The organism is Actinomycetospora sp. NBC_00405 (assembly GCF_036044095.1).
GTDB classification, from domain to species: domain Bacteria; phylum Actinomycetota; class Actinomycetes; order Mycobacteriales; family Pseudonocardiaceae; genus Actinomycetospora; species Actinomycetospora callitridis.
The window spans coordinates 5,101,277-5,121,269 of record NZ_CP107938.1 but is presented as its reverse complement, the minus strand read 5'-3'; the positions used below and the strand labels follow the sequence as shown (position 1 = coordinate 5,121,269).

Below are 19,993 nucleotides of genomic sequence, written 5' to 3'. Positions count from 1 at the left end.
CCCTTCTCGCCATGACGACGTCGACGCCCGAGGGCCGCATCGCCGGGCTGTTCGGTCTGCGGGGCGAGCAGTGGATGCGCCACGCCAACCCCTGGAGCGTCTGGGTCCGCTTCTCCGTGCTGCCGCTGATCGCCCTCGCGGCGTGGAGCCGGGTGTGGATCGGCTGGTGGGCGGTGCTCGCCGGCGCCGCCGCGCTCGTGTTCATGGTCGTCGAGCCGCTGCTGTTCCCCCCGCCCCGCTCCACCCGGAACTGGGCGTCGAAGGGGGTGTTCGGCGAGCGCATCACGGCCGAGGGCGCGAGGCGGGACATCCCCGCGCAGTTCCGGACCTCGTGGGTCCCGATGATCACGACCGTCTGGCAGACGATCGGGCTCGCCGTCCTCGTCGTCGGCCTCGTCCGCCTGGACCTCCTGCTCACCCTCGCCGGGCTCTTCCTCTGCGTGTGCGCGAAGGCCTGGTACATCGATCGCGCCGTGCTGCTCTTCGAGGACGTGAAGACCCGGGACCCGGAGTGCGCCGCGTGGGAGTACCCGACCCCCGACCCGAGGAGCTCCTCGTGACCGCCGTCCGGAACCACCCCCTCGTCACGTTCTTCGTCCTGACCTTCGTCATCGCGTGGGGCTTCGTGCCCTTCGGCTCGTTCGGGGCGTTCGCCCCGTTGATCGCCGCGCTGATCGTGGCGCCGATCGGCCGGGGACGGGCCGGCCTGGTCGAGCTCGGGCGACGTCTCGTCCGGTGGCGCGTCCGGTGGTACTGGTACGCGCTCGCGATCGGGGTGCCGGTCGCCGTGCACCTGCTCGCGTTCGGGCTGGGCGGTACCACCGCGACCGTCTCGGCCGGCACGGTCCTGCTGATGTTCCTGCTCCGCGTGGTGGACCCGACCGACGGGGCCCTCGGCGAGGAACCGGGGTGGCGGGGGTTCGCCCTGCCCGGGATGCAGACCCGGCTCTCCCCGCTCGCCACCACCGCGATCCTCGCCGTGGTGATCACCGTGTGGCACCTGCCCCTGGCGTTCCTCGAGGGGGGTGACCTGCGCGGGAACGTGGCGATCATCGTCGTGGGCACCGTCGCGGTGACGTTCTGGTACACGTGGCTGTTCAACCACACCGGCGGCAGCGTCCTGCTCGTGGTGATCGCCCACGCCGCCGAGGGCGCCGTCCAGCACGAGGGTCTGCTCTACATGGTCGTGTGGCTGGCCGTGGCGGTCGTCCTCGTCGTGGTCGACCTGAGGTCCTGGCTCCGGCCCGCGCCCGCGGACGCGACGTGGGCGCCGGACGTCCCGACGACGACCGCACGGGTGTCGTGATGGAGGACCGCGTCCTCGCCCGCCGGGCGGGCCCGCTCGCGATCGTCGCCGGCGCGCTCCTCGTCCTCACCGACCTGCCGCCGTCCTCGCGGTCGCGCTGGTCGCGGTCTACCTGCGTCACGCCCGTGCCGCGGGGGGCTTCGGCGCCCTCGCGTTGCTGCGGGCGCGCGTGTTCCCGCGGGCGTGAGGAGGACGGCCGTCCGCTCGGCGGCGAAGGCCGCGGGGGGCGTGCTGGGCCTCGGGACGGGCGCCGCGCCGTTCGGGGCGCCGGTGGGGCTGACGTTCCTGGTGCTGGGCGTGTGGCTGGTGCGGTCGGTCAGTCGACCGCGTTCTCCAGCCACGCCTCCTCCAGCTGCTCCCGCTCGCTGACCAGGGCCCGGAGCTCGGCGTCGAGCTCCTGGAGCCGGCCCGGCTCGGTGGCCGCCGCCGCGAGCTTCTCGTGCAGCTTCTTCTCCTGGCTGTCGATCTTCTCCAGGCGTCGCTCGATCCGCGTCGCCTCCTTGCGCGCGGCGCGCCGCTCCGCCTCGCCGCGGGGCGCCCCGTTGCCGGGCGCCGACGACGCGGAGATCGACGGCGCCGCGGGCTGGCCCGCACGCCGGCGCAGGTACTCGTCGATCCCGCCCGGGAGGTCGGTGATCTTCCCGTCGCCGAAGAGCGCGACGGCGCGGTCGCAGACCCGCTCGGTGAGGTAGCGGTCGTGGCTGACGACGACGAGCGTGCCGGGCCAGCCGTCGAGGAGGTCCTCGAGCTGCTGGAGGGTGTCGACGTCGAGGTCGTTGGTGGGCTCGTCGAGCAGCAGGACGTTGGGCTCGGTCATCAGCAGCCGCACGAGCTGCAGGCGCCGGCGCTCGCCGCCGGAGAGGTCGGAGACGGGCGTCCACTGGCGGTTCGCGGGGAAGCCGAAGCGCTCGGCGAGCTGCGAGGCGGTCTGCTCGTAGCGCCCGATCGTCACCCGTTCGGCGATGTCCTCGACGGCCTGCAGGACGCGCCGGTGCATCGGCAGGTCGGCGAGGTCCTGCGAGAGGTGGGCGAGGCGCACGGTCGTGCCCTGGATGCGCTGCCCGCCGTCGAGCGCGCGCTCGCCGCCGACGGCCCGCAGCAGCGTCGTCTTGCCCGAGCCGTTGATCCCGACGATGCCGATGCGGTCGCCGGGACCGATGCGCCAGGTCTGGCGGTTCACGAGGGTCCGGTCACCGACGGTCAGCGTCGCGTCCTCGAGCTCGACGACCGTGCGCCCGAGGCGGTGCTTCGCCATCGTCACGAGCTCGACGGTGTCGCGCGGGGCGGGCACGTCGGCGATGAGCGCCTCGGCCGCCTCGACGCGGTACTTCGGCTTCGACGTGCGCGCCTGCGGCCCGCGCCGCAGCCACGCGAGCTCCTTGCGGGCGAGGTTCTGGCGGCGCTGCTCGGCGGCGTCCGAGAGCCGGGCGCGCTCGGCCCGCGCGAAGATCCAGTCGCCGTACCCGCCCTCGTACTGCTCGACGTGCCCGTCGACGACCTCCCAGGTGCGCGAGGCGACGGTGTCGAGGAACCAGCGGTCGTGCGTGACGACGACGAGCGCGGTGCGGCGGGCGAGCAGATGCTCGGCGAGCCAGCCGATGCCCTCGACGTCGAGGTGGTTGGTGGGCTCGTCGAGCACCAGGAGGTCGAGGTCCTGCACCAGCGCCGCGCACAGCGCGATCCGCTGGCGCTCGCCACCCGAGAGCCCGTCGACCGACGCGTCGAGGCCCCGGTCGCCGCCGGGGCGCAGGCCCTCGACGACGGCGCGGCTGCGGGCGTCGGCGGCCCACTCGTGGTCGGGCACCGGGCCACCGAGCACGGCGTCGCGCACCGTCGCCCCGGACAGCTGCGTCTGCTGGCTGACCAGCGCCATCTGCAGCCCGCCGACGGGGCTGCGGCGGCCGCCGTCGGGCGTCAGCGTCCCGGCCAGCACCTTCACCAGCGTCGACTTCCCGCCGCCGTTGCGGCCGACGACACCGATGCGGTCACCGGTGTCGACGCCGAGGGACACGCCGTCGAGGACGGGCTCCGGTCCCCCGAAGCCGATCGACACCGACTCGAGGTTGACGAGGTTGGGCACGGTTTCCAGTCTCCAGGGGCGCGAACGGGGAGTTCGTGCGCGTAGAAGCAGCGAACAGCGCGTTCGCTGCAAAGAGCGGGGCGGGGCGGGGCAGGTCAGGCGTAGGCGCCCGGACCGGGGTCGAAGCTGGGCGGGGGCGGGCCGGCGGGGCGGGGGCCACCGCCGTCGGTGACGCGGGCACCCGGTACGGGGCCGTGGGCGACGCGGACCGTGCGGCACACGCCGGCGCCTGCGAGCTCGGCGGCCACGCGGACCGCGGCGTCCTGGCCGGCGCAGAGGAACACGCACGTGGGCCCGGAGCCCGAGACCACGCCCGCGAGCGCGCCGGCGTCGACCCCGGCGCGCAGGGTGCGGCGCAGGCCGGGGTCGAGGCTCACGGCCGCGGCCTGCAGGTCGTTGCCGAGCAGCAGCGCCAGCGAGCGTGCCTCCCCCGAGGCCAGCGCCTCCAGGACGGGCTCGACGTCCCCGACGCGACGCGGCGCCTCGGGCCGGTCGCGCAGGCGGTCGAGCTCGGCGAAGACGGTGGGGGTGGACAGACCGTGGTCGGCGACCGCGACCACCCAGTGGAACGTGTGGCGCGAGAGCACCGGGACGAGCCGCTCGCCGCGCCCGGTGCCGAGCGCGGTGCCGCCGTGGAGGGCGAAGGCGACGTCGGAGCCCACCTCGGCGGCGACCTCCATGAGGTCGTCACGCCCCAGGTCGAGCCGCCAGAGCGAGGAGGTCGCCAGCAGCGCGCCGGCGGCGTCGGCGCTGCCGCCCGCCATCCCGCCCGCGACCGGTATCGCCTTGCGCAGACCGATGCGGACGTCGGGGGTGCGGTCGGCACGGCGGGCGAGCGCCTCGACCGCGCGCCAGGCCAGGTTGGTGGTGTCGGCGGGCACCTCGGAGGCGTCGACCCCGTCGATCGGGGAGATCGCCACGCCGGGCTCCACGGCACCGGGCACCGCCGCGGTCACGGACACCTCGTCGGTGATGCTCAGGGCCTGGAAGACGGTGACGAGGTCGTGGTAGCCGTCGGGTCGGAGGTCGCCCACGGCCAGGTGCAGGTTGATCTTGGCCGGGACGCGGACGGTGACCGGCGGTCCGACGGCGGAGAGCACCCGTCCAGGGTACGGACCGCGCGCGACCGGCCTCAGGGCCCGGACGTGGTGGGGGCGGCGTGCCGGCCCGCGCGGGCGATCGCGGTGAACGCGGCCACGTCCAGCGCCTCCCCGCGCGCGCCCGGATCGACCCCGGCCGCCCGCAGCACCGCCTCCGCGGCGGGTGGCGAGCCCGCCCACCCCGCCAGGGCGGCCCGCAGCGACTTCCGGCGCTGGGCGAAGGCCGCGTCGACGACGGCGAAGACGTCCTCACGGTCGGCGCCGCCGGCGTCGTCGGTGTCGTCGGTCTTGTCGGTGTCCTGGCGGTCGTGGCGGGTGAACCCCACGAGGCCCGAGTCGACGCCGGGGACCGGCCAGAACACCGCACGCGGGACCGGGCCCGCCCGCCGTGCGTCGGCGTACCAGGCGAGCTTGACCGACGGGGCGCCGTAGGCGCGCTCGCCCGGTCGGGCCGCGAGCCGCTCGGCGACCTCGGACTGCACCATGACCAGCCCGCGGCGCAGCCCCGGGAGGGCCGCCAGCAGGTTCAGCACCACGGGCACGGCGACGTTGTAGGGCAGGTTCGCCACCAGGACGTCCGGGGCGAGCGGGAGGTCGCCCGGCCCGATGCGCAGGGCGTCCGCGGTGACGACCCGCAGGTCCCGGCCGGGTGCCCGCTCGGCGGCCGTCGCCGGCAGCCGGTCGGCGAGCACCGGGTCGATCTCGACGGCGACCACCGCGCGGGCGGCCTCGAGCAGCGGCAGGGTCAGCGACCCGAGGCCCGGGCCGACCTCGAGCACGACGTCGCCGGCGGCGATCCCGGCGAGCCGGACGATGCGGCGCACCGTGTTGGCGTCGTGGACGAAGTTCTGACCCAGGCGCTTGGTGGGTCGCAGGTCGAGCTCCGCGGCCAGAGCCCGGACGTCACCCGCCCCGAGCAGGCGCGCCGGACTCGTCACACGGTCATTGTCGCCCAGGCGGCGCGACCGCCTACTTACGGCCGCAGACCGGCCAGGCGCCGTAGCCGCCGCGGTCCTCGCGGACGCGCTCGGCCACCGCGATCTGCTCCTCGCGGGAGGCCTGGTGCGGCAGCGGAGCGAACTCGTCGCCGTCGTAGGCCCGCCACGTCGAGCGGTCGAACTGCAGGCCGCCGTAGTAGCCGTTGCCGGTGTTGATCGACCAGTCGCCGGTGGCCTCGCAGCGGGCGATGCGGTCCCACTTGCCGCCGTTGCTGACCGCGGGGGCCGAGGATTTCGGCTTGGTGCCGCGGGCCATGACGCCGCCGACGGCCTGGCGGGTCACGCGGGACTCGCCGACCTGCGTGCGGCCCGTCTCGGCGCCGTTGGTGGCGTTGACCGTCCAGGTGACGACCTCTTCGCCCGCGGTCCCGGCCTCCTGGACGCGGGTCTTGCCCTCTTCGAGGTCCGGGTCGTCGACCGTGCGCATCGGCGGCGCGATCGGACGGGTCTCGGTGACCTGGCTGACCGTGTTGCGGGTGACCGTGATCGTCGAGCCGCCGGCCAGGGCGTCGCCGCCGGCGACCGTGTCGGTCGGGCTGAGCGCCAGGCCGTTCTGCGCGAGCAGCTCGGGGGCGTTCAGCGCGGTCGTCGTGACCTGGCGGGGGGCGGCGCCGCCGTCGATCAGCGTGACGGTCTTGGGGACCCGCACGTCGAGGTTCATCCCGTTGACCGGGATGGCGGCGTTCATCGGCGCCGAGGCGACGATGCTGTTGGTCGGGAGGCCGAGCTGCGCGAGCGCGTCGGCGACCGTGCGGGCGGTCGTCGTGATCGTCTGCGGGCGGCCGTCGACCATCAGCGCGACGTCGCGCGAGCGGTTGATGACGAGGTGGTCGCCGTCGTGGACGTCGGCGTTCGGGCCGGGGGCGAGCTGGTCGGCCGGGCCGAGCTCGATGTCGCCGCTCTCCAGCGCGCCGGCGACGTCGCCGGAGAAGGTGTGCACGACCTGGTCGACGCCGTCGACCGTGACCGTGACCTCCTTGTCCAGCGCCACCGCGGTGCTGCCACCGGCGGCGACGGCCAGGAGGGCCACCGCCACGCCACCCTTGACCGCGTTGGAGCGGCGCTTGGTGTCGGTGGTCAGGCGCTCGGGGTCGTCCAGCGCGGTGAGCCCGGCGGGGGCGGCACCGTGGAGGGTCCCGTCGACGTCCTGCGCGCCGGTGAACGACTCGAGGTCGTTCCACTCGTCGAGGTCGTCCAGGGCGATCGCGCCGTCGGCGGCCGTCGCGTCGCCGGTGGTGGCGATCGGCAGCGGGCCGGTGATGTCGTCGAACCAGCCCGGGGCCTCGCCGGTGTACCCGGTGTCGTAGCCGAACTCGTGGGCGGCGTCGTAGCCGTAGTCCGAGGCGTACTCGGTGGCGTACCCGTCCGCCGCGTAGCCCTGGCCATAGCCCTGGTCGTCCCCGGCGTATCCGTACCAGCCGCCGTGACCGTCGGAGACGATCGGCAGGCCGGCGGTGTCGTCGGCGTCGGTGTACGAGCCCGCGCGTCCGCGGGCGGTCGCGGTGTCGGCGCTCATCGGGCGTCGACCGCCGCGACGAGCGAGGAGGACCTCAGGGCCAGCAGGGAGCGCACAGACACGGGGGAGTCCACATCGTTCGTACTTCCGGGCAGGAACCGCGCCCTCGGGAGTGCGTCACGACCTCGTGACGTCCTCCCTGTGGTGGGGACCTGGGGAAGTCCTCATCACGCGGGCCTCGGGGGTGGTTCCATCCCGGCGAGTCACAGCACGGTAACGAGTTGGGTGTCGCCACCATCAAGCCGACACGACCGTGTTGCGCCGAACGGTGTCCCGGCGACGACGAGCGTGCCTACTCAGCGCTCTCTCGTGCGACGGAGAGTGAAGGTTGAGGCTGTTCGGCCAATCGGAAGGCCCGCCGGGCGTTGTCCGCGCTGATCTGGGCCAACCGCTCCACGGGCTCGTCACGGAGCTCCGCGAGGTCTCGCACCGTGTGGGGGACGACGTAGGGCTCGTTCGGCCGACCGCGGTACGGATGCGGAGTCAGGAACGGGGCATCGGTCTCGACGAGCAGGAGCTCGGCGGGCAACCGGAGCGCCGCTCGTCGCAGCTCGGCGGCGTTGGCGTTCCGGAAGGTCGCGGTGCCCGACAGCGACGCGTACCAGCCCTCCTGCGCGCAGCGCTCGGCGAGCGCGACGTCGCCGGAGAAGCAGTGGAACACCGTGGTCGGCGGTGCCCCCTCGGCGGTGAGGACGTCGAGGATCGCGTCGTGGGCGTCGCGGTCGTGGATCACCAGCGGCAGGCCGGTGCGCTTCGCGAGGTCGATGTGCCACGCGAACGCCTCGCGCTGGACGTCGAGCTGCGCGCAGTCCTCGCGCCGCGTCGTCCAGTAGTCGTCGAGACCCGACTCGCCCACCGCGACGACGCGGGGCTGCGCGGTCAGGTCCTCGATCGCGGCCCGGGCGTCGTCGGTGAGGTCGTTCGACCGCGTCGGGTGCAGGCCGACCGCCGCGAACACCCGCGGGTCGCTGTCGGCCGCCCACGCCGCCCAGCGCGCGGAGGCGAGGTCGTCGGCCGTCGTGACCATCGCCGTGACGCCCGCGCTCGTGGCGCGGTCGAGGATCTGCGCGAGGACCTCGGGGTCCCGGGCCCCACACGCGTCGAGGTGGGTGTGGGCGTCCACCACGCCGACGTCCCCGATGGGCTCGGGGACGGGCGGCGGAAGGTCCCTGTCGCTCTTCCCGCTACCCATCGGTCGCGATGGGCGCCCAGGACGGCCCGGTCTCGCCCAGCGACGGGTCGAGCTTGGCGAACAACGGCGTCGGGCGCTCCAGGGGCCGCCCGACCGGGATCGGGGTCGACGCCCAGCGCGCCTGCTCGGAGGCGTAGTCGCCGGTGAGCACCGAGTGGCTCGTGCCGAGCTCACCGGACACGCCCGCGTCCTCGCGGTGCGGCTGCTCCGCCCACACCCCGGTGCCACCGAGCGCCTCGTGCACCTTCTGCGCGGCGTGGGGCAGGAACGGCGTGAGCAGGGTGTTCGCGTCCTGCACGACCTGCAGGGCGGTGTGCAGGATCGTGTCGCGGCGCGCCGGGTCGTCCTTGCGCTTCCACGGCTCCTGGTGCGATAGGTAGGCGTTCGCCTCGCCGACGATCCGCATCGCCTCGGAGATCGCCTGCTTGAACCGCGAGCGCGCGAGGTGGGCGCCGACGGTGTCGAACGCGGCCCGCGACTGCGCGAGCAGGGCCTCGTCGGCCGGGTCCGGCGAGGTCGGCTCCGGGATCGCGCCGACGTTCTTGAACGCCAGCGAGATCGAGCGGTTGACGAGGTTGCCCCACTCGTTGGCCAGCTCGAAGTTGGTGCGCCGTACGAACTCGTCCCAGGTGAAGTCGCTGTCCTGGTTCTCCGGGCCGGCGACCGCGATGAAGTAGCGCAGCGCGTCGGGGCCGAACTCGCGCAGGAAGTCGCCGACGTAGATGACGGTGCCGCGGCTGGTCGAGAACTTCGAGCCGCTCATCGTCAGGAACTCGGAGCTGACGATCTCGGTGGGCAGGTTGAGACGGCCGAACGAGCCGACCTCGCCGCCGCGGTCGCCCTCACCGTTGTGCCCGAGCAGGAACGCCGGCCACATCACCGAGTGGAAGGTGATGTTGTCCTTGCCCATGAAGTAGTACGACTGGGCGTCGGGGTCGCACCACCACTGCTGCCACGCGTGCGGGTCGCCGGTGCGCTGCGCCCACTCCACCGACGCCGACAGGTAGCCGATGACCGCGTCGAACCAGACGTAGAAGCGCTTCATCGGCAGGTCGTGCCAGCCGTCGAGCGGGATGCGCACGCCCCAGTCGAGGTCACGGCTGATCGCCCGCGGCTTGAGGTCGTCGGCCAGCCGCTTGCTGAAGTTCAGGACGTTCGGCCGCCAGTGCGTCCGGGTGTCGAGCCACGAGCCCAGCGACTTGGAGAACGCCGGCAGGTCGAACAACAGGTGCTCGGTCTCGACGAACTGCGGGGTCTCGCCGTTGATCCGGCTGCGGGGGTTGATGAGGTCGGCGGGGTCGAGCTGGTTGCCGCAGTTGTCGCACTGGTCGCCGCGCGCGCCCGGGTAACCGCAGATCGGGCAGGTGCCCTCGATGTAGCGGTCGGGCAGCGTGCGGCCGGTGGACGGGCTGATCGCGCCGAGCGTCTTCTCGGTGCGCACGTACCCGTTGTTCCACAGCGCGGTGAAGAGGTCCTGGGTGACGCGGTGGTGGTTGTCGGTGCTGGTGCGGGTGAACAGGTCGTAGGACAGGCCGAGCCCGACCAGGTCGTCCTGGATCACCCGGGAGTACCGGTCGACGAGCTCGCGCGGCGTCGTGCCCTCGGCGTCGGCCTGCACCTGGATCGGCGTGCCGTGCTCATCGGTGCCCGACACCATGAGCACCCGGTTGCCGACCATCCGCTGGTAGCGCGAGAAGACGTCGGAGGGCACACCGAACCCGGACACGTGGCCGATGTGCCGCGGGCCGTTGGCGTAGGGCCACGCCACGGCGGTCAGCACGGGAACGCTCATGGCTCCATCCTCCACCGACGCGCCACCTCGATCGTCAGGGCATCCGGGGCACACTGCGCCGGTGCCCGACGCCCTGCTGGTGATGGACTTCCAGGCCGGCTTCCCGGACCTGTTCGACGAGCCGGCGCCGGTGGTCGAGCGGGTGGCCGCGGCGCTCGAGGCCACCCGGGGCGCGGGAGCTCCGGTGGTGCACCTGCGCGTGGCGTTCCCGCCCGACGGCCCGCCCGTACCGCGCGCCAACCGGATGGTCGGGGAGCAGTTCCGCCTCGCCCCGACGGTGCTGTCGGACGCCGTCGACGATCCCGATCCCGATCTGCACGCCGCCCTGCTCCGGGGCCTCCTCCCCCAGCACGCCCGCGTCCTGACGGTGGCCGAGCACCTCGATCGCTAGGGCATGGCGCCGAACTGGCGGTCCCCCGCGTCCCCGAGCCCCGGGACGATGTAGCCGCGCTCGTTGAGCCGCTCGTCGACGGCGGCCGCGACGACCCCCACCTCCGGGTGCGCCTCCGCGAGGCGCGCGATGCCCTCGGGGGCGGCCACCAGGCAGACGGCGGTGACGTCGTCGGCGCCGTGCTCGACGAGCAGGTCGATGGTCCCGGCCATGGACCCCCCGGTGGCGAGCATCGGGTCGAGCACGAGCACCGGGCGCCCGGCGAGGCTCGCCGGCAGCGAGGCCAGGTAGGTGGTGGGCTGCAGGGTCTGTTCGTCGCGCGCCATGCCGACGAAGCCCATGATCGCGCCCGGCACCTGGGCGTGGGCGGCCTCGGCCATCCCCAGCCCGGCGCGCAGCACCGGGACCAGCACGGTCGGCGTCGCGAGCTCGGCGCCCGTCGTCGCGGTCACCGGCGTCCGGATCTCCACCGGCCGCGTCGGGGCGTTCCGCATCGCCTCGTAGACCACCATCGCCGTCAGCTCGCGCACCGCGGCGCGGAAGGTCGGCCTGTCGGTGGTCTCGTCGCGCAGGGTGGTCAGCCGGACGTCGACGAGCGGGTGGCGCACGATCCGCGGCTCGGGCATGGCGACGAAGGCTAGACAGCCTGATCAGCGCGGCAGCGACGCGGTGAACTCGGCGACGACCCGGCCCAGCTCGGCGCCGCCGTCCTCCTGAAGGAAGTGGCCGGCGTCCTCGATCGTCGGGTGCGCGCGCCCCGCCGCCCCGGGGATGCCGTCGCGGAGGACCGGAGCCATGGCGCCCGTGATCGGGTCGGAGTCGGAGAACGCGACGAGGAACGGCTTCGCGAAGCGCCGCAGCTCCTCCCAGGCCGCCCGGTTGGGCCCGTTCTCGGGATCGTCGGGACGGGTCGGCACGAGCAGCGGCATCGCCCGCGGCCCCGCCTTGAAGGTCTCGTCCGGGAACGGGGCGTCGTAGGCCGCACGGTCGGCGTCGGCGAGCCCGCGCACGCAGCCGGACGCGACGAGTCGGCCGACGTCGAGGGCCTGCGCCTTCTCGACGGCCTTGCGGAACTGCCACCAGACCGCCGGCATGTCGGTGTCGCCGGTCGGCAGGCCGGTGTTCGAGGCGACGACGCCGGCGTAGCGCTCGGGCTCGGCGGCGACGAGGCGCAGCCCGATCAGCCCGCCCCAGTCCTGGCCGAGCAGCACGACGTCGCGCAGGTCGAGCGCCGCGACGACCTCGGTGGTCCAGGTGACGTGGCGGGCGTAGCTGTGGTCGGTGATCGCCGCCGGCTTGTCCGACCGTCCGAAACCGACCATGTCGACCGCCACCGCCCGCAGACCGGCCTCGACCACGGCGTCGACGACGTGGCGGTAGAGGTACGACCAGGTCGGCTCGCCGTGGAGCATCAGCACCGCGGGGGCGTCGTCCGGGCCCGCCGCGTAGGTGGCGACGCGGATCGCCGCCCCGCCGTCGGGGTTCGTCACCTCGACCCAGCGCGGAGCCGGCGGGAAGCCCGCCAGCTCGTCGAAACGGTCGTCCGGCGTGCGCAGGAGGTCCATGTCCCCAGCGTGTCAGCCGACCGGGGGAACCGCGCCGGTACGGGCAGGTCACCGGCGTCGTCATAGGGTGCGCCGCGCACCCCCTTCTCCACGGCTCGCGGAGGCCCGCCCGGTATGGCGCAGGACATCATCCCGATCACGCTGGCGCTCACCGCCGGCGACCTCGTCACGCTGTGGGCCCCGAGGTGGCGCCAGGACGGCGAGGAATGGGAGGCGTTCCTCGGCGACGACGACGCGTTGTTCGCCTTCACGGACGCCGCCGACCTCGCGGCCTGGATCGCGTCGGCGGAGTCCTCGGGCCAGGAGCACGACCTCTCCGACCACCCCGCCTGGCCGGTGGTCGTGAAGCTCTCGGTCGACGAGCTGACCCCGGAGGACGTGCAGCGCTACGACGTCGTCGGCGTCCCGGAGCTCGTCGCCGAGGACCCCGACACCTGGACCCTGGACGACCTCGCCGAGGTCGCCGCCATGTGCCGCTCGCTCGCCGACGTCTGCGACCTCGCGGTCGTGCACGAGGTCCTCGACGCGACGCCCGCCTTCGCGGCCCTGACCGCAGGCCCGCCGGCGTTCGCCGGGCGCGACGGCGCGGCGCTGTGGGCCGAGCTCGCCGAGGTGGTCGACGAGCGCTGGGACGAGGTCGTCGACGCGCTCGACGCGATGATCTCGAGCCCCGAGGTGGACGAGGAGCTGGCCGCCCGCCTCCGCGCGACCGCCACGCCGCCGGCCCCGGCGGGCGACCGGGACGCGGACCCCGAGGGCGAGCCCGCCGCGCCGTCCGAGGACGCGCAGAACGACGCCGAGGACCCGAGCGCGGTCGTCGACGACCCGCAGGACGCCGCCACATCCGGACCTCTGGCCGATGCGCCGGAGGAGCTGCGCGAGGACACCACCGGGGATTCGCTGCAGTCGGGTTTCGTCGACGAGGCCGAGGAGCCCCCGCCGGGCTTCTGGGAGGAGGTCGGCATCGACCCGATCGCGATCACCACCCCGGACGGCGAGGTGATCACGCTGCGGTGCTACCTCGACGACGAGCCCGTCTTCCTCGGCAGCGGCCGCCAGATCGACGTGTTCTCCTCGGCGCGCGCGCTGCGCACCTGGATCGCCGGGGAGGGCGCCGACGGCCACGACCTCGCCGACGTCTCGACCTGGGAGGAGGTCGTGTCCGCCGCGACCGGCGGCGACCTCGAGATCGAGATCGCGCCGGAGAACCGGTACGTGCTCGCCGGCCTGGGCGACGACCTCGGCGAGGGTCCCGACGTCGTCGACGCCGAGCAGCTCGAGCTCGCCGTCGAGCTGATCGTCGACGCCGCGACGTGGGCCGGCGACACCCGCACCCGCGAGGACCTCGCGCCCTCGGAGAGCCTCGGGTGGCTCGTGTCGTTCGTCGTGCGGCCGGACCCGACGCGCTTGACGCCGTCGCCGCCGTTCGACCGTGAGGCCGCCGCGTGGCGTGCTCTCGAGGACCGTTTCCTGGGGCGGCTGCGGCAGCACTGAACGCCAGCGCACATCTGGTGCTCCTGTGGTGGACCTCCGAGAGGAGCGCCATCACCCGGATGGGGTGGGCCCTTCGGGGGTGTTTACGCTTCGGCACCGCCGAGACCGTCCGCCCCCGAGGTCGGATCCGTCGCAGAGAAATGGGCGCCGCGTGATCGACAACAGCCAGACCGGATCCTTCGACCGCATGCGCAGCATGCTGGTCAGGGCCGCCGAGGTCCGCGACAGCGAGCAGCAGCAGATCTTCGACTCGCTCGACGAGATCCACGGCCGGCTGGCGGCGCTGGACGGCCTCGGCGCGATCCGCAAGCGTCTCTCCGACGTGCCCGACCGCACCGAGATGAGCGTGCTGGCCGAGCGTCTCGACGAGACCGTCGCGAAGATCGACGCCCAGGAGTCGTCGGTCTCGTCGCTCGCGCGTCTGGTCGAGGGCCTCGTGGACCGCGTGGCCGAGCGCCTCGCGACGCCGTTCGCGCAGATCGACGGACGCCTCGACGGCGTCAGCGGCCGCTTCGAGGGTGTCGCGGGCCGGATGGACGGCCTCGAGGACCGCATCTCCGGGCTGCACAAGCGCCTCGACGACCTCGACAACAAGCTCGACCGCCACGAGATGCGCCTCGACGGGCTCCCCTCGGCGGTGACCGGGCCGATGCGCGAGCGCGTCGACGCCGTCGACTCGGGCCTGCGCGACCGCCTCGACGACCTCGCCCGCGGGGTGTCCGAGGAGATCACCGGGACCCGCGAGGCCGCGCGCACCGACGCCACGACCACGCGGAACGAGACCACCACGCAGGTCGGCGAGCTGGCCGGACGTCTCGAGAAGCTGACGCAGCGTCTCGACCAGGTCGGCACGCGCCTCGACGGCGTCGAGTCCGGTCTCGGCGACCGCGTCGGCGCGCTGTCGACGTCGGTGGAGAACGGCCTGGACCGCCTCGACGGCACCCTGGTCAACCGCCCCGACCACGAGGCCGTCGTCGCCCTGGTCCGCCAGGCCAACGAGGAGTCCGAGCGACGCAACGCCGGCCACCTGGACGAGGCGATGGCGACGTTCGCCGAGATCATCCTCGGCCCCGGCGGCGGCTCCTCGGGCTCGATGCCCGCGCCGCGCCCGACCACGCGCCGCGGCTCGCGCAAGCCCTCGATCCGCGACGGCCAGAACAACGGCTCCGAGCTCCCGACCGAGAGCTCCAACGCCGAGAGCTGAGGGCTGGGCCCTGCTCCGGCGCCGAGGTCGGAGCAGCGAGGGACGCCCTGAGTGCGTGACACGCAGGCAAGGCGTCCCTCGCTCCGGCGTCCACCCGCCCGCCCCGCGTCCCGCGCCTGCACGAGGCGGCTACTGTCGCCCGCGATGAGCACCCGACGGATGCTCGCGACGGTCACGGCGGCCGTCGCGATCGGGCTGACCGCGCTGCCCGGGGCCGCGATGGCAGCCCCGGCGCTCCCCGCCGACGCGTCCTGCGAGTTCGGCACGGCGCCGGGGCCCCCGGTCGACGAGTCCGAGGCGCCGCAGCCCGGCCAGGCCGAGCCGAGGCCGCTGCCGGTCCCCGACCCGCCCGTCGGCGGTCCGGCGATGGGCGCCTGCGGCGACGTCGTCCCCGACGGCGCCCCGGCGGCGCCCCCGGTCGGCGTCGTGTCCTACGTCCTCGCCGACCTCGACTCGGGCGAGGTGCTCGCCGCCCGCAACCCTCATGCGCGGCTGCGCCCGGCGTCGCTGATGAAGACGCTGACCGGGCTGCTCGTGGCGCAGCGCCTGCCCCTCGACGAGACGATCACCGGCACCCAGGAGGACGCCGACCAGGAGGGCACGCGCGTCGGGATCGGCGCGGGCGGGCAGTACACGATCCGCCAGGTCTTCGACTCGATGATGATGGCGTCGGGCAACGACGCCGCCCACGCGCTGGCCGTGCGCCTCACCGGCAGCGTCCCCGCGACGGTCGACCTCATGAACACCACCGCCCGGCAGCTGGGCGCGCTGGACACCCGCGCGGCGACGCCCTCCGGGCTCGACGGGCCGGGCATGCAGACCTCGGCCTACGACCTCGCCTCGATCTTCCGCGTCGCGATGCGCGAGGAGCCGTTCGCCCAGGCGGTGGCCACGCGGGAGATCCCGTTCCCCGGTTTCGGCGCGAGCCCGCCCTTCGTCGTCGCCAACGACAACAAGCTGCTGACCAGCGGCTACGAGGGCTACATCGGCGGGAAGACCGGCTTCACCGACGACGCCCGGCACACCTTCATCGGGGCGGCGGAGCGCAACGGCCGGCGGCTCGTCGTCGTGCTGATGCGCGGCGAGCAGCGTCCGGTGCCGATGTACGAGCAGGCGAGGGCGCTGCTCGACCACGGCTTCGCCCTGCCCGATCTCCGGGGCGTCGGCACCCTCACCGACTCGAACCCCGCTGAGCCTGCGGAGCCGGGGACGACGAGCACGCCGGACCCCGACGCGGCCGCCCCCGAGTCCGGGGCCACCACCTCCTGGGGCACCCCCCTGCTGCTCCTCGCCGTTGTCACCGCCCTCGGCGGGGTCTTCGCCCTGCGCGCCGGTCGCCGCTGAGCGCAGGATCGGCGCCATGCCCGAGCCCCTGGGAGAGGCGTTCACGCGCCTCGCGGCCGCCCACCCCGAGCGACCGGCCGTCACCGACGACACCTCGAGCGCGACCTTCGCGCAGCTCGAGGCCCACGCCAACCGCTGGGCCCACGAGCTCGCCGGGCACGGGGTCGCCCCCGGCGACTTCGTCTCGATCGCGCTCCCGAACGTCGCGGAGCACTACGCGCTGACGATCGCGGCGTGGAAGCTCGGCGCGGTCCCGCAGCCGGTGTCGCACCGGCTCACGCCGGGCGAGCTGGCCGCCGTGCTCGACGTCGTGCGCCCGCCCGTGGTGGTCGGGCTCGCGCCCGGCAGCGACCCCGACCTCACGCCGGCGGGCACCACCGCCCTGCCGCTGGGGCACGTGCCCACCGGGCCGGACACCCCTCCCCCGCCCGCCCCGGCGCCGCCGGCCTGGAAGGCGCCGACATCGGGCGGGTCGACCGGGCGCCCGAAGGTCATCGTCGCCGGCGAGGCGGGGACGACCGAGTCGGCGATCGCCGGCCGCGCGCCGGTCTACCGCATCGAGCCCGACAGGACGTTCCTGTGCACGGCGCCGCTGTTCCACAACGCGCCGTACCTGTTCTCGCTGCTCGGGCTCATGACCGGCAACCACGTCGTGCTGATGGGGCGCTTCGACGCCGCCCGGGCCGTGGCGCTGGCCGCGGAGCACGCGGCGACCTGGATGTACGCGGTGCCGACGATGATGGGGCGGATCGTCCGGCTGCCCGACCTCCCGGAGCTGCCGGCGCTGCGCACCCTGTTCCACATCGGCGCGCCCTGCCCGCCCGCGGTGAAGCGGGCGGTCATCGACTGGCTCGGCGCCGACCGGGTGCTCGAGGGCTACGCCGCCACCGAGGCCCAGGCCCGCACGACGATCACCGGCCCGGAGTGGCTCGAGCACCCCGGCTCCGTGGGCCGCGTGACCGGCGGCGAGATCGAGGCGCGCCACCCCGACGACGGGCGTCCGTGCGCCGTGGGCGAGGTCGGCGAGCTGTGGCTGCGCCCCGAGCCGGGGCGCACGACCTACCGCTACCTCGGCGCCGAGCCGCGCACCCGGCCGGGCGGGTGGGAGTCGCTCGGCGACATGGGCTCGTTCGACGCCGACGGCTACCTCCACCTCGCCGACCGGGCGAGCGACATGATCGTCGTCGGCGGGCAGAACGTGTATCCCGCGGAGGTCGAGGCGGCGATCCTCTCCCACCCCGCGGTGATCTCGGCCGTCGTCGTCCCGGCGCCCGACGACGACCTGGGCTCCGTGGCCCACGCCGTCGTGCAGACCGATGGCTCGGCCGACGACGTCAGCGACGCCGACCTGGACGCCCACGTCGCCGCGCGGTTGTCCCCGGCCAAGCGGCCACGGGTGTGGCGACGCTCGGAGGGACCACTGCGCGACGACGCGGGCAAGGTCCGTCGGTCGGCGTTCCGTTGATCTACTCGTGCCCCGTCACCGGTACTGCAGCGTCCCGTCGTCGAGGTCGGCGGCGGGCAGGGTGTGGCGCTCCTCGGCGTACTCGTGCATGTGTGTCCACGGCGCACGGTCGCCCTGCTTGAACATCTTGTCCTGCGAGCGCATGACGTAGCCGGAGTTGAAGTTCTCCGGCTCCGACCACGGGCGGATCTCCATGTCCGCGTCCTCGGGCCGCAGGGTGGGGGTGACCGAGCGGGCCCCCCGGCTCTCCATCGTCGTCATGAGGCGGCAGATCAGGTCGCTGACGAGGTCGGCGCGCAGCGTCCAGCTGTGCCGGAAGTAGCCGAAGACGTAGGCCATGTTCGGGATGCCCGAGATCATGATCCCGCGCCAGGTGACCGTCTGCGAGACGTCGACGGGGTCGCCGTCCACGGTGAACGGGATGTCGCCGAGCGCACTGAGGTTGAACCCGGTGGCCGAGACGACGATGTCGGCCTCGAGCACGTCCCCCGACGAGGTCCGGATGCCGGTCTCGGTGAAGGTGTCGATGGTGTCGGTGACCACCGAGGCCCTGCCCTCGCTGATCGCGGTGAAGATGTCCCCGTCGGGGACCACCGCGATCCGCTGCTGCCACGGGCGGTAGCCCGGGTTGAAGTGCTTCTCGACCTCGTAGCCCTCGGGCAGGAGCGGGCGCATCTCGCCGAGCAGGAACTGGCGCGCCTCCTCCGGGGTCTCCTGGCACATCCGGGTCAGCTCGTTGAACTGCTCGATGTACGCCCGGCGGAGGATCTCGTGGGTCCACTCCTCCGGGATGTCGAGGGCGCGCAGCTGGATCGCCAGCTCGTGGGTCTTCGGCACGGCGGCGACGAACGTCGGCGTGCGCTGCAGCATCGTGACGTGGGCGGCCTTCTCCGCCATGGCCGGCACCACGGTGGCCGCCGTGGCCCCGCTGCCGATGACGACGACGCGCTTGCCCTCCCAGTCGAGGTCCTGCGGCCACGTCTGCGGGTGGGCGATGACGCCCTTGAAGCTCTCCATCCCCGGCCACTCGGGGCGATGGGGGTCCGTGTGGTTGTAGTAGCCCTGGCACATCCAGAGGAAGCCGCAGGTCATCTGCAGCGTCTCGCCGGTGTCCTCGCGGTGCACGTCGAGGGTCCACCGCTGCTCCTGGGACGACCAGCTCGCCGCCGTCACCGCGTGCCGGTAGCGGATGACCGCTTTGAGGTCGTCCTCCTCGATGACCTCGTCGAGGTAGTTGGTGATCTCCTCGGAGGTCGCGATCGACGGGCCGCGCCACGGCTTGTGGGCGTAGCCGTAGGTGAACAGGTCGGAGTCCGAGCGGGCGCCGGGGAAGCGGTGGGTCCACCACGTCCCGCCCCGGCCGGGCAGCTTCTCGAGGATGGCGAACGTCTTGTCGGGGAAGCGCTCACGCAGGTGGTGTCCGGCGTCGATGCCGGAGACGCCGGCGCCGATGACGAGGACGTCGACGTGCTCCGTGCGTTCGGGGCCGGCGGTCCCCCCGGCGTCACCCGCGGGGCGGGTCTCGGTGATGGTCATGGGTCCTCCTTCGTGTCGGGGCGGCTCAGGCGGAGACGGTCGGACTCAGGGCGGGCCGCAGCACGGCGACGGCGTCGTCGATCACCACGCCGGCGGACGGCGTCGCGCCGAGCGTCCAGAGGAAGCCGTGGATCATGCCGTCGAAGCGCTTGGACGTCACGGAGTTGCCGGCCGCCTCGAGCCTGCGGGCGTAGGCCTCGCCCTCGTCGCGCAGCGGGTCGAACTCGGCGGTGGCGACGAACGCCGGCGGCAGCCCGGAGAGGTCGGCCGCGCGCAGCGGGAACGTGTACGGGTCGTCGGCCGGGTCGGTGGCACCGAGGTAGTGCGCCCAGAACCACTGCATCGTGGCGCGCCCGAGCAGGTAGCCCTCGCCGTTGTCGTTGATCGAGGGGCTGGTCCAGTCGAAGTCGACGACCGGGTAGAACAGCAGCTGGCACGCGATCGCCGGGCCGCCCCGGTCGCGGGCGGCGAGGCTCACCGCGGCGGCGAGGTGGCCGCCGGCCGAGTCGCCGCCGACCGCGAGGCGCGACGCGTCCACCCCGAGCTCCTCGGCGTGCTCCGCGACCCACACGGTCGCCGCGTAGCAGTCGTCGAACGCCGCGGGCTGCACGTGCTCGGGCGCGAGCCGGTAGTCGATCGACACCACGGTGACGTCGCCGGCGTTCGCGAGCTGGCGGCACGGCCGGTCCACGGTCTCGATGTCCCCGATGACCCAGCCGCCGCCGTGGAAGTAGACGAGCACGCCCCCGGAGCCGCCGCCGCTCGGGGTGTAGATCCGCGCGGGGATGTCGCCGTCGGGGCCGGGGATGGCCCGGTTCGACACCGTGCCGACCTCCTCGGGCGGCGGCTGCAGGTCGAGGAACGCGGCGGCGGCCTGACGGGCCTGCGGCACGGTCATGCACTCGATGGGCGGCATACCTGCGGCCACCAGCGCGTCGAGCAGGGCCTGGGCCTCGGGGTGGAGGGGCACGGAGTCTCCCGGTGGGTCGGGCGGAGGGGTCGACCGAGCG

17 protein-coding genes are annotated in these 19,993 nt (G+C 74.0%); 7 read left to right on the top strand and 10 right to left on the bottom strand.

All coding sequences use genetic code 11. The annotated features are described in order from the left end of the window. Positions 1-11 precede the first annotated feature (11 nt). Positions 12-560: a DUF6653 family protein gene (locus tag OG774_RS25320; RefSeq protein ID WP_328305085.1), complete on the top strand. Its 549-nt coding sequence runs from the start codon at positions 12-14 to the stop codon at positions 558-560. Further along, complete coding sequence (locus tag OG774_RS25315; RefSeq protein WP_328305084.1) at positions 557-1,306, top strand: CPBP family intramembrane glutamic endopeptidase; 750 nt, start codon at positions 557-559, stop codon at positions 1,304-1,306. The genes OG774_RS25320 and OG774_RS25315 overlap by 4 nt, the downstream gene beginning before the upstream one ends. Positions 1,307-1,622: 316 nt before the next feature. Here the strand turns inward: OG774_RS25315 and OG774_RS25310 are convergent, their stop codons facing one another. The 6 genes from OG774_RS25310 to metG form a co-directional block, all read right to left on the bottom strand. After that, a complete protein-coding gene (locus OG774_RS25310; RefSeq protein WP_328305083.1) occupies positions 1,623-3,386 on the bottom strand; it encodes an ABC-F family ATP-binding cassette domain-containing protein in 1,764 nt (587 codons plus the stop codon). 95 nt (positions 3,387-3,481) lie between these two features. Continuing rightward, positions 3,482-4,486, bottom strand: coding sequence for a 4-(cytidine 5'-diphospho)-2-C-methyl-D-erythritol kinase (locus OG774_RS25305; protein WP_328305082.1), 1,005 nt, complete (start codon positions 4,484-4,486; stop codon positions 3,482-3,484). Positions 4,487-4,518: 32 nt separating this feature from the next. After that, the gene (gene rsmA, locus OG774_RS25300) at positions 4,519-5,424 is read right to left on the bottom strand and encodes a 16S rRNA (adenine(1518)-N(6)/adenine(1519)-N(6))-dimethyltransferase RsmA (RefSeq protein WP_328305081.1); all 906 of its coding nucleotides are present in this window, start codon (positions 5,422-5,424) and stop codon (positions 4,519-4,521) included. Positions 5,425-5,455: 31 nt separating this feature from the next. After that, positions 5,456-7,000, bottom strand: coding sequence for a transglycosylase family protein (locus OG774_RS25295; protein WP_328305080.1), 1,545 nt, complete (start codon positions 6,998-7,000; stop codon positions 5,456-5,458). Positions 7,001-7,292: 292 nt separating this feature from the next. Further along, on the bottom strand, positions 7,293-8,192 hold the full coding sequence (locus OG774_RS25290; RefSeq protein ID WP_328305079.1) for a TatD family hydrolase: 900 nt from the start codon (positions 8,190-8,192) through the stop codon (positions 7,293-7,295). After that, a complete protein-coding gene (gene metG, locus OG774_RS25285) occupies positions 8,185-9,984 on the bottom strand; it encodes a methionine--tRNA ligase (protein ID WP_328305078.1) in 1,800 nt (599 codons plus the stop codon). The genes OG774_RS25290 and metG overlap by 8 nt, the downstream gene beginning before the upstream one ends. 61 nt (positions 9,985-10,045) lie before the next feature. On the opposite strand from metG, the gene OG774_RS25280 reads away from it, so the two are divergent. Further along, positions 10,046-10,375 (top strand): hypothetical protein, encoded by a 330-nt coding sequence (locus OG774_RS25280; RefSeq protein ID WP_328305077.1) that lies wholly within the window; start codon positions 10,046-10,048, stop codon positions 10,373-10,375. Here OG774_RS25280 and upp read toward each other — a convergent pair. Both upp and OG774_RS25270 read right to left on the bottom strand, forming a co-directional pair. Continuing rightward, positions 10,372-11,001, bottom strand: coding sequence for a uracil phosphoribosyltransferase (gene upp / locus OG774_RS25275; protein WP_328305076.1), 630 nt, complete (start codon positions 10,999-11,001; stop codon positions 10,372-10,374). The two genes, OG774_RS25280 and upp, sit on opposite strands and share 4 nt — an antisense overlap. 24 nt (positions 11,002-11,025) lie before the next feature. Next, a complete protein-coding gene (locus OG774_RS25270; RefSeq protein ID WP_328305075.1) occupies positions 11,026-11,940 on the bottom strand; it encodes a haloalkane dehalogenase in 915 nt (304 codons plus the stop codon). Positions 11,941-12,054: 114 nt separating this feature from the next. Here OG774_RS25270 and OG774_RS25265 point away from each other — a divergent pair, with 114 nt between their 5' ends. From OG774_RS25265 to OG774_RS25250, 4 genes are all read left to right on the top strand, one after another. Next, positions 12,055-13,434 (top strand): primosomal protein, encoded by a 1,380-nt coding sequence (locus tag OG774_RS25265; protein ID WP_328305074.1) that lies wholly within the window; start codon positions 12,055-12,057, stop codon positions 13,432-13,434. Between the two features lie 187 nt (positions 13,435-13,621). Then, positions 13,622-14,638 (top strand): PA containing protein, encoded by a 1,017-nt coding sequence (locus OG774_RS25260; protein WP_328305073.1) that lies wholly within the window; start codon positions 13,622-13,624, stop codon positions 14,636-14,638. A 144-nt stretch (positions 14,639-14,782) separates the two neighbouring features. Continuing rightward, the gene (locus OG774_RS25255; protein ID WP_328305072.1) at positions 14,783-15,982 is read left to right on the top strand and encodes a D-alanyl-D-alanine carboxypeptidase family protein; all 1,200 of its coding nucleotides are present in this window, start codon (positions 14,783-14,785) and stop codon (positions 15,980-15,982) included. A gap of 16 nt (positions 15,983-15,998) precedes the next feature. Then, entirely contained in the window at positions 15,999-17,447 is a 1,449-nt protein-coding gene (locus OG774_RS25250; protein WP_328305070.1) for an AMP-binding protein, read from the top strand. 15 nt (positions 17,448-17,462) lie between these two features. Here the strand turns inward: OG774_RS25250 and OG774_RS25245 are convergent, their stop codons facing one another. Both OG774_RS25245 and OG774_RS25240 read right to left on the bottom strand, forming a co-directional pair. After that, a complete protein-coding gene (locus OG774_RS25245) occupies positions 17,463-18,983 on the bottom strand; it encodes a flavin-containing monooxygenase (RefSeq protein ID WP_328305069.1) in 1,521 nt (506 codons plus the stop codon). A 25-nt stretch (positions 18,984-19,008) separates the two neighbouring features. Then, positions 19,009-19,953 (bottom strand): alpha/beta hydrolase, encoded by a 945-nt coding sequence (locus OG774_RS25240; RefSeq protein WP_328305068.1) that lies wholly within the window; start codon positions 19,951-19,953, stop codon positions 19,009-19,011. Positions 19,954-19,993 lie beyond the last annotated feature (40 nt).

What these genes read in the sequence shown, in the direction of transcription:
- OG774_RS25260 (WP_328305073.1), top strand. Translation starts at nt 13,622, where the DNA reads ATGCGCAGCATGCTGGTCAGGGCCGCCGAGGTCCGCGACAGCGAGCAG.
- upp (WP_328305076.1), bottom strand. Translation starts at nt 11,001, where the DNA reads ATGCCCGAGCCGCGGATCGTGCGCCACCCGCTCGTCGACGTCCGGCTG.
- metG (WP_328305078.1), bottom strand. Translation starts at nt 9,984, where the DNA reads ATGAGCGTTCCCGTGCTGACCGCCGTGGCGTGGCCCTACGCCAACGGC.
- OG774_RS25250 (WP_328305070.1), top strand. Translation starts at nt 15,999, where the DNA reads ATGCCCGAGCCCCTGGGAGAGGCGTTCACGCGCCTCGCGGCCGCCCAC.
- OG774_RS25295 (WP_328305080.1), bottom strand. Translation starts at nt 7,000, where the DNA reads ATGAGCGCCGACACCGCGACCGCCCGCGGACGCGCGGGCTCGTACACC.
- OG774_RS25265 (WP_328305074.1), top strand. Translation starts at nt 12,055, where the DNA reads ATGGCGCAGGACATCATCCCGATCACGCTGGCGCTCACCGCCGGCGAC.
- OG774_RS25290 (WP_328305079.1), bottom strand. Translation starts at nt 8,192, where the DNA reads ATGGGTAGCGGGAAGAGCGACAGGGACCTTCCGCCGCCCGTCCCCGAG.
- OG774_RS25320 (WP_328305085.1), top strand. Translation starts at nt 12, where the DNA reads ATGACGACGTCGACGCCCGAGGGCCGCATCGCCGGGCTGTTCGGTCTG.
- OG774_RS25255 (WP_328305072.1), top strand. Translation starts at nt 14,783, where the DNA reads ATGAGCACCCGACGGATGCTCGCGACGGTCACGGCGGCCGTCGCGATC.
- OG774_RS25245 (WP_328305069.1), bottom strand. Translation starts at nt 18,983, where the DNA reads ATGACCATCACCGAGACCCGCCCCGCGGGTGACGCCGGGGGGACCGCC.
- OG774_RS25270 (WP_328305075.1), bottom strand. Translation starts at nt 11,940, where the DNA reads ATGGACCTCCTGCGCACGCCGGACGACCGTTTCGACGAGCTGGCGGGC.